The sequence below is a fragment of the Streptomyces sp. 35G-GA-8 genome (genome assembly GCF_023534745.1).
GTDB lineage: Bacteria > Actinomycetota > Actinomycetes > Streptomycetales > Streptomycetaceae > Streptomyces.
Genome location: NZ_JAMHJQ010000013.1, coordinates 243,186 through 256,474, shown reverse-complemented (window position 1 = coordinate 256,474; position 13,289 = coordinate 243,186). Strand labels below are relative to the sequence as shown.

At 72.4% G+C, this 13,289-nt stretch carries 12 protein-coding genes and 1 tRNA gene; 10 read left to right on the top strand and 3 right to left on the bottom strand.

Going from position 1 to position 13,289, the window contains the following annotated elements; translation table 11 throughout:
- From M1203_RS28780 to M1203_RS28755, 6 genes are all read left to right on the top strand, one after another.
- A partial coding sequence (locus M1203_RS28780) for a hypothetical protein (protein ID WP_249952720.1) occupies nt 1-801 on the top strand: 801 nt, incomplete at its 5' end.
- Between the two features lie 122 nt (nt 802-923).
- Nucleotides 924-997: transfer RNA gene (locus M1203_RS28775), tRNA-Ala, on the top strand.
- Between the two features lie 209 nt (nt 998-1,206).
- The gene (locus M1203_RS28770) at nt 1,207-1,845 is read left to right on the top strand and encodes a hypothetical protein (protein ID WP_249952719.1); all 639 of its coding nucleotides are present in this window, start codon (nt 1,207-1,209) and stop codon (nt 1,843-1,845) included.
- 182 nt (nt 1,846-2,027) lie between these two features.
- On the top strand, nt 2,028-3,572 hold the full coding sequence (locus M1203_RS28765; RefSeq protein WP_249952718.1) for a hypothetical protein: 1,545 nt from the start codon (nt 2,028-2,030) through the stop codon (nt 3,570-3,572).
- Nucleotides 3,573-3,676: 104 nt separating this feature from the next.
- Complete coding sequence (locus tag M1203_RS28760) at nt 3,677-4,183, top strand: DUF5949 family protein (RefSeq protein ID WP_249952717.1); 507 nt, start codon at nt 3,677-3,679, stop codon at nt 4,181-4,183.
- A gap of 63 nt (nt 4,184-4,246) precedes the next feature.
- Nucleotides 4,247-4,888, top strand: coding sequence for a vitamin K epoxide reductase family protein (locus tag M1203_RS28755; RefSeq protein WP_249952716.1), 642 nt, complete (start codon nt 4,247-4,249; stop codon nt 4,886-4,888).
- Nucleotides 4,889-5,042: 154 nt separating this feature from the next.
- Here M1203_RS28755 and M1203_RS39315 read toward each other — a convergent pair whose 3' ends face one another.
- The 3 genes from M1203_RS39315 to M1203_RS28740 form a co-directional block, all read right to left on the bottom strand.
- Nucleotides 5,043-5,393 (bottom strand): hypothetical protein, encoded by a 351-nt coding sequence (locus tag M1203_RS39315; RefSeq protein ID WP_374404220.1) that lies wholly within the window; start codon nt 5,391-5,393, stop codon nt 5,043-5,045.
- Nucleotides 5,394-5,601: 208 nt separating this feature from the next.
- Nucleotides 5,602-6,066, bottom strand: a complete 465-nt coding sequence (locus tag M1203_RS28745; RefSeq protein ID WP_249952715.1) for a hypothetical protein — start codon at nt 6,064-6,066, stop codon at nt 5,602-5,604.
- Nucleotides 6,067-6,395: 329 nt separating this feature from the next.
- On the bottom strand, nt 6,396-6,635 hold the full coding sequence (locus tag M1203_RS28740) for a chaplin (RefSeq protein WP_249952714.1): 240 nt from the start codon (nt 6,633-6,635) through the stop codon (nt 6,396-6,398).
- A gap of 472 nt (nt 6,636-7,107) precedes the next feature.
- Between M1203_RS28740 and M1203_RS28735 the strand changes: the two genes are divergently transcribed.
- The 4 genes from M1203_RS28735 to murJ are packed head-to-tail and all read left to right on the top strand — an operon-like array spanning nt 7,108 to nt 13,278.
- Complete coding sequence (locus M1203_RS28735) at nt 7,108-8,325, top strand: glycosyltransferase (protein WP_249952713.1); 1,218 nt, start codon at nt 7,108-7,110, stop codon at nt 8,323-8,325.
- On the top strand, nt 8,322-10,094 hold the full coding sequence (locus tag M1203_RS28730; RefSeq protein ID WP_249952712.1) for a sugar transferase: 1,773 nt from the start codon (nt 8,322-8,324) through the stop codon (nt 10,092-10,094). The genes M1203_RS28735 and M1203_RS28730 overlap by 4 nt, the downstream gene beginning before the upstream one ends.
- A complete protein-coding gene (locus tag M1203_RS28725; RefSeq protein WP_249952711.1) occupies nt 10,094-11,545 on the top strand; it encodes an O-antigen ligase in 1,452 nt (483 codons plus the stop codon). The genes M1203_RS28730 and M1203_RS28725 overlap by 1 nt, the downstream gene beginning before the upstream one ends.
- A complete protein-coding gene (gene murJ / locus M1203_RS28720; protein ID WP_249952710.1) occupies nt 11,542-13,278 on the top strand; it encodes a murein biosynthesis integral membrane protein MurJ in 1,737 nt (578 codons plus the stop codon). Before M1203_RS28725 ends, murJ begins: the two co-directional genes overlap by 4 nt.
- Nucleotides 13,279-13,289: the final 11 nt, after the last annotated feature.

Genomic DNA, 13,289 nt, shown 5'->3' with positions numbered 1-13,289 from the left:
CCGGCGTCCCGCCCGGCCCCCGCGCGCCCCGCGTCCGGCCGTTCGGCCCCCGCTCCCGAGCGGCGCGCCCCCGAGCGGCGCGCACGGCCCTCGGGCGCCGCGGCGGAACGCGCCCGGCGCGCGCAGCGGCTCCAGGTCCTCGCCCGCAGGCGCCGTACCACCATGGTTCTCTTCCTCGCCTTCACCCTGGGCACGATCGTCGCGGCGGTCGGCGGCCTCGGTTTCCTCTGGGCGCCTGCCCTCCCGGCCGTACTCCTGAGCGTGTACATCGTGCATCTGCGCGGTCAGGAGCGACGCCGCTTCGCGTTCACCATGGACCGCCGCAGGGCCGAGGCCGCCGCGCAGCGGCTCCGCGAGAACCGCCCGCGCCGCCACCAGCCGTCGACGGCCGCCACGGGCGAGCCGGACGAGGAGCCCGAGCCCGGCCCCGAGCCGCCCGCCCCCGTCCCCACCGTCTCGCCCCAAGAGGCGGGCCGCCGCGCCCTGGTCGAGCAGACCGACCACGCGGAGTGGGTGGACCAGCAGCGCGAACGCGGCCCGGCGAGCGGCGACAGCTGGGACCCCGTACCGGTCCCGCTCCCCACATACGTCACCGCCCCGGTCGCTCCCCGCGCCACCGGCGGTGTCGAGGTCGGCGACCCGGAAACGTGGAGCGCGGCCCGCTCCTCCACGGCCGAACCCACCGCGGAGCCTCCACCGGCACCCCGCGCCCCGGCACCCCGCCGCACGCGCGACCGCGGCAGGACCCCGCTGTTCGACCAGTACGACGAGGACGACCGCCCCCGCGCGGCCAACGAGTGAACCACCGCCCCCCACCCCGTCCCCGCTCCCCGCGGCCACCACCCGGCCCGGTGACCCGGTGACCAGCCGCTAACGGATTTCCGAGCACGGCGGCGGGAGTGCTAAGGTTTCACTCGTTGCAAGGGCCTGTGGCGCAGACTGGTAGCGCACCTCGTTCGCATCGAGGGGGTCAGGGGTTCAAATCCCCTCAGGTCCACAACAACATGGCCGTTCATGGGTTCATCCCCGAATGGTTCACGAGATCCCGGTCAGACGGTCACCGTCCGACCGGGATCTTGTCGTTTGAGCCTTCTCCTTCAGGATCCTCATGTCCCTCGGGATCCTGATGCTTGCCCCGCACTACTCAGCCGGATCTGAGTAGCGACGCTCAAGAGCGCCGGGAGCACGCTTCGTAGCATCGCCCCCATGGAGGCGCCAGAGAGAAGCACGGACGGTGGCAGCGGCGACGGTGGCGGCAGCAGGGAACAGCGGTGGTTCGTCGGCTGCGCGACGGCGCTGTCCGTTCTCACCGTCCTGGGACTGCTGGGGATTTGGGGTCTCTCCGAAGCGGAGAAGGGCCTGGACGGATATGGCCAGCTGGAGGAGACGGCTCAGGGTGCTTCCGGCAGCGTGGCCGACCCGCTGGCGCCCGGGACCACCGCGCGGTACGAGGACGGGCTCAAGGTGACCGTGAGCGGGCCGCTCCCGGAGCCGGAAGGGCGTACCTACAGCTTCACCGTCACGTACGAGAACGGAACAGACGAACCACTGAGCCCCGGTGGCGGCTCCGCGGACGAAAGCGTCTCCGAGTACGGGCCGGCCCCTCTTGTCGTACGTGCCGGCGAACCCCTCGACGACTACGGGCCCGACGACGGAAGCACGAGTGACTGGCTCAACCGTCTGGAGGCAGGCGCGGCGCTTCTGCCGCGGCTCGGCGCAGGCGAGACGGTCACCGTGCCGGTACGTGTCGCCGGGAGCGCTGCGGGGATGCCGATCACGGTGGAAGTGGCGCCACCGGACGACGGGTATCGCGAAGCGGCGTACTGGCAGCTCACACTGGGCTGACACCGGACACACCGGCTCGGTCGGCGGACCACGAGACGGTCCGCGCGCATCGAGAGCGGCTACGGCGGGTTCACGTCCGTTGCCCGCGGGCCCGTGGCTCCTCGCCTGCCCCGTCTCCGGCCGTTCGTCCGAGTGGCTTGTCCCGATGGCCCGGCGGGCGGCGCCGGGGCAGCGTGGGACGTATGACAGAGACCCCGGCCGTCGCCGCGGGCCCCGGCCGGACGGAGCCCCGGGCCGGCGGCGGGTGGGTGGGCCGTGGGTTCGCCTGGCCCGTCGCTGTCGCGGTGGCGTACACCCTCCTCCAACTGGTCCTCGTCGTGCCCGGGTCGGGTCTCGGCTGGGACGAGACGGTCTACGTCAGCCAGGTCGCCCGGGACGCCGAAGCCGCCTTCTTCAGCGCGCCTCGCGCCCGGGGCATCACCTTCCTCATCGCGCCGGTGACCGTCCTGACCTCGTCCGTCGAAGTCCTTCGTGTCTATCTCGCGCTGCTGTCGGGCGGCGGTCTCCTGCTCGCGCTGTGGGTGTGGCGACGGCTGCTCCCGGCACCCGTACTCGCCCTCGCCGGCGCGCTGTTCGCCGGACTGTGGATCACCGTCCTCTACGGTCCGCAGGTCATGCCGAACCTGTGGGTCGCGCTGGGGTCCCTGTTCGCGGTCGGCTGCTTCCTGCGGGCCGTGCGCGACCGGTCCGACCGCGCCGCCCTCGCCGGCCTGTGCGGGGGCGTGGCGTTCGTCGCGCTCATGCGGCCCAGCGACGCCTTCTGGCTCGCCCTGCCGCTCGCCGCCTGCGCGCTTCTCGTCGGGGCGTGGCGCAGCCCGCTCCCGCTGCTGGCACTCGCCGCGGGTGCGGCCCTCGGCTGCGCGCCGTGGGCCGTCGAGGCGTACGTCGGTTACGGCGGCCTCCCCGCGCGGCTGCGGCGCGCCAGCGCGATCCAGGGGGACCTGGGCTGGCATCTCGCCTTCGACGACCAAGTGCGCGCGCTCGACGGGCGGCTGCTCTGCCGCCCCTGCGACATTCCGTGGCGGCGGCCCGTCACGGCGGTGTGGTGGTTCGTGCTGCCGCTTCTCGTGCTGTGCGGGGTGCTGGCCGCGGCGCGCGCGAAGAGGGCGGCCGTCGTGGTGGTGCCGACGCTGGCCGGGCTGTCGATGGCGGTGCCGTACGTCCTGCTCATCGGCTACGCGGCGCCGCGCTTCCTTCTCCCCACCTACGCGTTGCTCGCGCTGCCGGCGGCGACGGGTCTGGCCAGGATCGGCCGGGCGGCGCGGCCGCGGCCCCTGGCGGTGGGCGCTCTCGCCGCGCTGCTGGCAGGGCATCTGGCGGTGCAGTACGCGGTCCTCGACAGCGCCGCCGCGCGTGGCCGTACCAACAGGGTGGCGTTCGGCAAGGTGGCGGCGGAGCTGGCACGCCAGGGCGTACGGCCGCCCTGTGTGGTCAGCGGCGCGGAGGCCGTACGGCTCGCCTATCTCGCCGGCTGCGCGTCACGGCAGACCGGGGGCCACGACGGCTCCATCACCCCCGCGGGGCTCGTCGCCCTCGCCCGCGACCGGCCGGTGGCCGTCGTGGTGGCGGGGGAGGGCGCGCCGCCCGCGTACACCAAGGGGTGGCGCGTTCTGCGCCTTCCCGATCTGCCGGGCCAGAGCGACTGGCACGCCTGGCTCTCTCCATCCACGCGGGGCACGTCCGCGCGCGGCCAGATGAAGCGGACGGAGAAACAAGTCTCGTACTGAAAAACGAAATTGAGAGAGCGATGTCCCGAAGTGGCATGCGGGGTCCCCCACTTGGGTGAAGCGGGCTCACGGATATTCCCCGGGGGCCACTACTGTGCCGCAGCATGACCTCTATCAATTCCGGCTCGATCACTGCGCGGAACGCCTCCCGGCTGGGCACTCTCTCGGTTATTTCCTGGACCAGCGATCCCGCCGACGGCGAACGCAACCCGCCTTTCCTGCTCGCCTATTCACTCGGGGACGGCAGGGACGGGACGGAGGCCGGCGAGGAGACGATGCGCACGGTGCTCGCCGAGATCGGGCTGATCCCCGGCGGCGATCTGGTGGATGCCTCGAAGAACCCCAACGTGCCGATCACGCTGCTGGTGGAGGCGGGCCGCGCCGTACTGACGATGCCGTATCTGAACGCGCAGTGCCCCGTCCCGCCGGGGTGGGAGCGCGACGCGCGGGATCACGGGCAGGTCTACTTCATCGTCGCCACCCGGCCCTGGGCCGAGGCGACACCGGGCAGGCCCGTCACCGAGGAGCAATTGCGTGCCTTCGCCGGTGACGAGGCGATGCTCACCAGCGCGGCGCACTGCCTGGTGCCGGTACGCAGCCTGCGCGGCTGAGCGTCGGAAGCGCGGACGGACAGACACCGGATGACCACCGGAGGCAGGGGAGCAGCGGACGTGATGACAACGGCACTGGCCCGGAACAGGACCACCGACGAGCGTACGGAGGGCACCGGCGGTGGCGGTGCGTGGGGCGGCGGCCGGGCCTTCGCGTTCGTACTGATGATCAGCGGAGCGGCCGGGCTGCTCGCGGCCTGGGTGATCACCCTCGACAAGTTCAAACTGCTTGAGGACCCGGACTTCACCCCGGGATGCAGTCTGAATCCGGTGGTCTCCTGCGGGAACATCATGAAGAGCGAACAGGCCTCGGTCTTCGGATTCCCCAACCCGATGCTGGGGCTTGCCGCGTACGCGGTGGTCATCGGCGTCGGCGCGGGGCTGCTGGCCGGGGCGCGCTACCGGCGCTGGTTCTGGCTCGGTCTGAACGCGGGAACGCTCTTCGGCGTCGGCTTCTGCACCTGGCTCCAGTACCAGTCGCTCTACAGCATCAACTCGCTGTGTCTGTGGTGCTGTCTGGCCTGGGTCGCCACGATCGTGATGTTCTGCTACGTCACCGCGCACAACGTCGAGCACGGGATCCTGCCCGCGCCCGCGGGCCTGCGGAGCGCGCTCGGCGAGTTCCACTGGGTGCCGCCGGTGCTGTGGACCGGAGTCATCGGGATGCTCGTCCTGACCCGCTGGTGGGACTTCTGGACCAGCTGATCCGCTGGACCAGCTGAGCCGCGTCGGCCGAATCCGGGCCGGGCCACGGGATCCGGACGGGCTACCGGGTCCGGGGAGGCTACACGGGGTCCGGGTCGGCTACGGGGTCCGGGCCCTCGCGAGGCCCGGACCGTCCGGAATCCGCTGCCGGAGACTACTTCCCGAGCGGAAGCCCACCGAGCAGCTTGTTGCCGGTCGACGTGCCGACGATCTCCTTGGCGCCCGTCTTGCCCGACGTCTTCTTGCCGGCCGTCTTGCCGTTCGCCTTGCCACCCTTCTTCTTGTTCAGGGTGTCCGTGACGCCCTTCACGGCGTTCAGCACGGACCCCGGGTTCTCGGTGTCCAGCGCGTTGGTGTTCAGCGGCCTGGGGTCCTTGAGGCCCTCGCTCAGCACGGTCTCCAGTCCGCCGTTGAGGCTCATGCCCTCGGCGGCGAACGCCGGGGTGGCGGCACCCAGAGCCATCACGGAACCGGCGACAACGGCGGCGACCTTCATGGGCTTCATGGTGAATCCTTCTTTCAGCGATGTCTGTTGCGAGGCAACTCACGCTTCGCACAGGCCTCTTGGAGATCCCATTCGCGCGGTCGCTCGTCATCAGTAACGACGTGTGCGCGCGGCGGAAACTCCGTCGGGAAGGAATTCTGGACAGGCCACTCGAATGAAGGGAACTCGCCCTGTTCCCGTGTCGAACGAGCGGTCGGCCGAAGGCCGTTCAGGGCTGCTGGGGCTCGGTGGCGGTGGCGGGTTCGAGCAGTGAGTCCGTGGTCTTCTGCAGGGTCACCACGACATTGGCCACCCCGTCGGCCTCGGCGGTGGCCTTCAGCGCGGCCACGGCGTCTCTGATGGCCTTGGTGTGCTTCTCGATGTCCGCGGGCGAGAGTTCGCCGCCGGGAGCCTTCAGCGCCGCCTGGACCAGATCGGCGACAGGCTTCAGCAGGTCACCTACGTCCGCCAGGGGCTTGGTCTCTGACGCGGGCGAAGCGGGTGAAGCGGGTGACGCAGGCGCCGTGGGTGCCGCGGGTGCCGTGGGTGCCGCCGGACCCGGCGCGGGGGCCGGCGAGCTGTCGGCGCCGGTGTCGCGCGAGAGTGCATGGGCGGCGGCCGGGGCCGCGGCGCCGAGCACGAGCGCGGCACACACGGCGCCGGTCGTGACACGGCGGGTGAGCTTGAGACGCATACCTGTGTCCTTTCGGGACGAGGAGGAACGTTCTCCTCACCGTCCGTTCCCCGCGCGGGGCCCGCAACCGAGAGGGCATCTCCCGTACGGTCCGTCAGACGGCGCCCGGATCTGTCCCGGCCCGCTCCGCCCCACCTCTCACCTGGCCCGACGTGCCCGGACGGCGTCCGCGTGATGCCGCGCGGCGCCGCCGGACGAGTGGACACGCGGGCACGTAAGGGTGACCCCCGGACAGCGGAAGAGCCGCTCTGTCCCGAGGGAGAGAGCGGCTCTCGCGTGCGACGCCGACGCGATGTCGGCGTGACGCCGAACAGGGACGGCGAAGGTCGTCAGTTGTTGACGCAGGTGTTCCCGAAGGCCGGGTTGAGCAGGCCGATGACGTCGATCGTGTTGCCGCAGACGTTCACGGGCAGGTGGATCGGGACCTGAACGACGTTGCCGGAGATGACACCCGGGGAGCCGACAGCCGCGGCTTCCGCACCGGCGTCGGCGAAGGCGGCGCCGGAGGCTCCGGCGACAGCGGCGGCGGCCGCGGTGGAGAGAACAACAGCCTTGGCGATACGCGACATGGAGAAGGGCTCCTCGGTCGAAAGGGACGCTATGCGCGCCGGGCGCGATTGCCCGACTTATGCATCAACGCCGAGGGCGCCCGTCGGTTGCGCGTCCGAATGAGTGACGCCCCGTGTGTCACCTGGCCGAGGCGCGGCGACCCGCGGAGTGAGGAACAGCCGCTCGTAAGAGTCCTTTTGTACGTTCGGCGTGATTCAGCGCGTCTCACGTGATTTTCACTCCGCCCTCTGTAAAGGTGCCTTCTTGTTTCGATCTTCGAGACGGAGTGCCAATTTATGGAATTCGGCGTTTCTTGGGGTCGTAATGAAATCGAGGGAACTGGATAACTCAAGTGTTCGATTCGGCGTGAGGCGTGACCCCAGCCGCGCCGGTGCGTTTTTCGTAGGAGCGGACAACCGGAACTGAACTCCGGGCGCCCGGAGCCCGCTCGAAGAGATCGTTTTCCCGTATCCACGAGTGGAGGAGTTGCGCGTGCGGCCACAACGGCACCGGCCCGGGACCGGCTTCACCGCTCTTCATCTCGTCCAGCCGGTCGACGGCGGAGTGGCCAGGGTGGTTCTTGATCTGGTCGGGGCGCAACTGGAGGCCGGTGTACGGGTGGCCGTCGCCTGTCCCGGGGAAGGGCCGCTGGCCGCGGCGGCTGCGCGGCTCGGCGCCGAGGTCCATGGCTGGCGGGTGACCCGCGACCCCGGGCCAGGACTGGTCCGTGAGGTTGCGCAGGCGGCTCGGGTGGTACGGCGGGTCGGGCCCGATCTGGTGCACGCCCACAGCGCGAAGGCCGGACTGGCCGGACGGCTCGCCGTCCGTGGCCGGGTGCCCACCGTCTTCCAGCCGCACGCCTGGTCGTTCGAGGCGGTCGGGGGCATGACGGGCCGGCTGGCCGGGTGCTGGGAGCGCTGGGCCGTCCGGTGGACCGACCGGGTCGTATGCGTCAGTGACGCGGAACGGCGCACCGGCGAGCGGGCCGGAATCCGTGCCCCCTGGTCCGTCGTCCACAACGGAGTCGATGTCGGACGGTTCGGTGCCGCGGGCGCGGGTGCCGTGGCGGGGCCGTCCGGTCCCGCGGACATGGCCGACACCACCGCCGCGCGCGCCGCGCTCCCGCAGTTGGCCGCCCTCCCGCCGGGCACACCCCTCGTGCTGTGCGTCGGGCGGCTCTGCCGGCAGAAGGGCCAGGACATCCTGTTGCGGGCCTGGCGGCAGATCCTCCTCCAGTTGCCCCGGGCGCGGCTGGTCCTCGTCGGGGACGGTCCGGACGCCGACGTACTGCGCGCCGCCGCGCCGCCGTCGGTGCTCTTCGCCGGAGCCGTAGCGGACACCGCGCCCTGGTACCGGGCGGCCGATCTGGTCGTCCTGCCCTCGCGCTGGGAGGGCATGGCGGTGGCGCCGCTGGAGGCCATGGCGAGCGGCAGGGCCGTCGTCCTCAGCGATGTGGACGGCGCGCGCGAGAGCCTGTCGCCCGGTCACGAAGCGCTCTGTCTCATTCCGCCGGAGGACCCGCCCGCGCTGGCGGCGGCCATCGGCGCTCTGCTCCGCGACGCGCCACTGCGCGAAGCCATCGGCCGCCAGGGCCATCAGCACGTACTCAGCACCTATGACGTGCGGCAGACAGCGCGGGCCATCGCGGACGTGTACCGCGAAGTCGCCTCAGTGCCGCGCCCCGAACGCAGGGAGCCGATTCCCCAGTGACCACGGAAAGCACCAGCGTTCCGCCGCCGACCGGGCGGGCGCGGACAGCGGAACAGGCCATGGGGCAACAGGCCCTGGGACAACCGGCGGTGGGACAACAGACGGTGGGACAGCAGGCACTCGGACAGCAGGCGCTCGGGCAGACCGTCGGACCGCAGACCCCGGGGCCGGGGGCCCTGGGGCAGCAGGTCCTGCGGCGTGCCCCGATCGCCTCCCCCCGCGACGCCTCGGACCGCCTCGCGTCGCCGGCCCGCCGGCCCGCGCGCGCCACGCTGCGCTTCGCCCTCCCACTCATCGCCTCGGACCTGTTCGCGGCGCTGCTGTCCACCGTCGTGCTCAACGACGAGCAGCGCGACGCCGTTCTTGTCGTCCAGCTCCTCGTCTGGGTGACGGTACTGAACGCGTCCGCCGGGCTCTACCGTCCCGGTGTCGCCCTGTCGGGGCTGGATCAGCTGCCCGCGCTGGCCGCCCGGATCGCGGTGGCCTGGTGCGCCGCCGCGGCCGTACTCGCCGCGTTCCTCCCCGCGCTGGCCGTGGGTGTACCGGCGCTGCTCGGCGGCTGCGCGCTCCAACTCGTCGTCGCCTGCGGCTGCCGCTCGCTCCTGCACACCCGGCGCCGTGCCGTGGCGCGCAACCGGCTGCGGTCCGCGCTGGTCGTCGGGTCGGGACAGGCCGCGCGGCGGCTGGCCGCGCTGCTCGCCCAGCATCCCGAGTACGGCCTGCGGCCCGTCGGGATCGCCGGGCCCGCCCAGGACGAGGACGAGCCGGACCGGGCCGCCACCAGACCCGGCGGGCGGGACGGCGCGGTGCCGGACGCCCCCGCCCTGCCGGTGCTGACGTCGGCCGAGGAGATCCACCGGGCGGTCATCCAGAACGGTGTCCAGGACGCGCTGTTCATCGACCACCGGTTCATCGACCGTGACCGCGCGCTCAGCGGCTCCGGGTTCAACGAAGCCGCGTTCAACGACTCCGGATTCAACGAGCCGGGGTTTCATGACTCCGGATTCCGCGACCCCGGCGACGGTACGGACCGTGCGGCCCTCGTCGCGCTCTTCCACGAGTACGGCTGCGCCACCTGGTTCGTCGGCGCCGGGCCGTGGGATCTGACCGCCGCTCCCGTCGCCATGGAGCGGCACCTCTGGGGGTTCGCCGCCCGCCGTGTCGAACCGCCCGCCGTAGGCGACCGCCGCCGCGGCGCGGTCGTCAAACGGCTGCTGGACGTGGTGTTCACGCTTCCGCTGCTGGTGGCCGCCGCGCCGATCCTGCTGGCCTGCGCGCTCGCCGTCCGGTTCTGCGACGGCCCCGATGTGCTCTTCCGCCAGGAACGCGTGGGACAGCACGGCCGCACCTTCACCCTGCTGAAGTTCCGCACCCTGCGCCCGGCCGACGAGCACGAGTCCGCCACCCGCTGGAACATCGCCAACGATCTGCGGATGAGCCCGGTGGGCAACTTCCTGCGCCGTACGTCGATGGACGAACTGCCCCAGCTCTGGAACGTACTGCGGGGCGACATGAGCCTGGTCGGGCCCCGGCCCGAGCGCCCGTTCTTCGTCGCCAACTTCAGCAAGACCCAGCCCGGTTACGCGGCCAGGCACCGGATGCCCGTCGGGATCACCGGTCTCGCGCAGGTCCACGGGCTGCGCGGCGACACCTCCATCGAGGAGCGGTCGCGGTTTGACAATCATTACATCGACCACTGGTCGCTGTGGCAGGACGTGTGCATCCTGCTGCGGACCGCCGTGTCCCTCGTCCGCCCGGCGGGCAGCTGATGGCCGCCGACGCCACCGGCGTCGTTTTCCCGGGCACCGTCGGGATCACCGGGCCGGCCGCCCGTCGTCCCGCCGCCCGTAGGCCCGCGGCCCGGCCGCTTCCGGCGGCGGGTCCCTGGGGACACGTCCTGCGCCGGTCGGCTCATCTGCTGCCGGCCGTCGCGGTCGTCGCGCTGCTCGCCGTGGACTCGGCACCGGCCGGGGACGGCTCCGCCGGGTCCGGGAGTGTCGCGGACGCGGCCTCCGGACTGCTCGTCCTGTACTGCCTCGTACGCGTTCTGCGCGACCGGGCCAGGCCGCTGACCCGTACCGCCGCGCTCGTCCTCGGACTTCCCGTGCTGGGCGTGACCATCGCGGCGATCAGCGCACACGACCCGGCCGCCAGCCTGCCGGGGGTGGCGCGCTATCTCCAGATCTTCGTGCTGGTGCCCGGCGCGCTGCTGCTGCTCCTGCGTGACCGCCGTGACTTCCGGCTGGTCGCCGGGTCCGTCGTCGTCCTCGCGCTGGTGCAGGGCACGATCGGGGTGACGCAGTATCTGACCGGCACCGGCGCCTCGTACATGGGCGAGGAGATCCGCGCGGTCGGCACCTTCGGCCCCACCGACGTGATGGGCATGGCCACGGTCGTCGCGTACGGACTCGTCATCTCCATCGGCTTCGCGCTGAGCCCGGGGGCGGTCGGCCGGGGGCGGCACGCGGCCCGCGTGCGGCGCGCCGTCGCGCTCGGCTGCGCCGGGCTGCTGGCCGTACCCCTCGCCCTGTCCTTCAGCCGTGGCGCCTGGATCGCCACCGCCGTGGCCGTCGCCCTCCAGCTGACGCTGTCGGGGCCGCGCCGCGCCGTCGTGGTCACGCTCGTGGCCGGGGCGCTCGGCGTCGTACTCGTCGGAGGTCTCGGTATCGGCTCGCAGATGATCACCGAGCGGCTCGACAGCATCACACGAGTCACCGACGCGCCCGACCAGTCCGTCACCGACCGGTACACCATGTGGGCCGCGGCCACCGGAATGTGGCGTGAGCACCCCGTCACCGGCGTCGGGCTGAAGGGCTTCCCCGCCCACCGCGACAGCCACGCCTCGCTCGCGCTCTCCGCCGCCAGCGACACCGAGGGCGCCGGTCTCGGCTTCCAGCGTCAGCCGCTGCTCTCTCCGCACAACATGTATCTGCTCGTCCTCAGCGAACAGGGGCTGCTGGGCATCGTCGCCCTGGCGGGCAGTTGGGCGGCGCTCCTCGTCCGCACCCTGCGCCGGCTGCCCGCCGCGCACCGCTCCCGTACCGGCGCCGACTGCGGCCTCGCCGTCACCGGGCTGCTGGTCTGGCAGCTGGTCGACTTCAGTTACGCGGACATCGGCGGACCCTCGACCGTACTGACCGCCGTGATGCTCGGCCTCGCGGCCAGGTGGGCCCTCGGGCCCGTGGAGCGGCCCGCCACGAGTGAGGCCGGACGCGCGTGAGCGATACGAGGCACTCCCTTCCCGCCGTACCGCCGCGGTCCGTGCCGTCGCAGTCCGGTCCGCCCTCCCCGGCGGGCGCGAAGGGCGGAGGCAAGGGAGGAGACGGCGCAGGAGGAAAGACCCGTACGGGCGCGGAGGGCCGCGGCCCCTTCACCTCCGGACGGTTCCTGGCGCGCGCGGCCTTCCTCACCGCGCTGCTGACCGCCGCCGGTGCGCTGCTCGGGCTCGTCCGCGACCAGACCATCGCGCATCTCTACGGCGCCGGCCCGGATACGGACGCCTTCCTGGTCGCCTGGACCGTGCCCGAGGTTGCCGCCACGCTCCTCATCGAGGACGCCATGGCGCTGATCCTCGTACCGGCGTTCAGCCTGGCACTGGCCCGGCGCGCCACCGCACCGGTGCTTGATCCCGACCCGGTACGGCTGCTGGTCCGCAGCACCCTGCCCCGGCTGTTCCTCGCCCTCGGCGCCGGCTCGGCCCTGCTGGTGGCCACCGCACCCTGGGTGGTGGCCGTCCTCGCGCCGGGGCTGTCCGAGCCGGGGCTCGCCGTCGACTGCACCCGGCTGACCGCCACGTGCGCCTTCACCTTCGGCATGGCCGGCTACTGCAGCGCGGCGCTCCGCGCGCACGGCAGTTTCACGGCGCCCGCGATGATCTACGTCGCGTACAACGCCGGGATCATCACCACCATGCTGCTGGTCCGCGACCGGTGGGGGGTACGGGCCGCCGCCGCCGGAGTCGCCATCGGCGGCGCGCTCATGGTCCTCGTCCAGGCGCCCCTCCTGTGGCGCAGGCTGCGCGCGCGCCGGCCGGTGGAGGTGACCACGACCGATCAGGGACCGAAGGGCGCGGGCGGCGGACCGACCGTCGCCCTCGCCCTGCTGGCGCCCGTCATCGTCTTCGCGCTCAGCAGGCAGTCGCAGGTCCTCATCGAGCGGTTCCTCGCCGCGCCGCTGCCGGCCGGCGCCATCTCGCATCTGAACTACGCGCAGAAGGTCGCGCAGATCCCGATGACGCTCTCCATGATGCTGTGCACCGTCACCTTCCCGGTGGTCGCCCGCGCCATGGCGGCGGGGGACACCGAGCGGGCCAGGCTCCGGGTCGAGCGTGATCTCGCGCTCGCCGGGATAATCGTGCTGACCGGCGCCGCGACAGTGGTCGCCTGCGCGCCGCAGATCATCGAAGTGCTGTTCCAGCGCGGCGCGTTCGACCCGGCGGACACGGCGGCGACCGCCGATGTGATGCGGGTGTACGCGCTCGGTCTGCTGGGCCACACCCTCGTCGGGGCGCTCGTACGCTGCTACTTCTCCGCCGCGCGCCCGCTGTGGTTCCCCGCGTTCGCGATGCTCACCGGGCTCGCGCTGACGACCGGCGCGGGCGCCCTGCTCGTACAGGTGTGGGGCGTGCTCGGCATCGCCGCCGCCAACGCCCTCGGTATCACCGTCACCGCCGCCCTGATGCTGCACGGGGTCGGCCGGCACAGCGTGCCCGTCAGCCTCCGGTTCATGACCGGGGGCCTGGTCAAGCTCAGCGCCGCCGCGGCGGCGGCCACCGGCTCCGGATGGCTCTGCGGAGCCCTCGTCCCGTCACCCGTCCTGGGCGCGATGGCGGCCTGCGTGGTGGTCGGCGCGGTGTTCCTCGTCATCGCGCACGCCCTGCGGGCCCCCGAGACCGACACCATTCTCCGCTTCCTCACCCGCCCCCTCACACGAAAGCTCGCGCATGTCCGCTGACACGGTGTCCG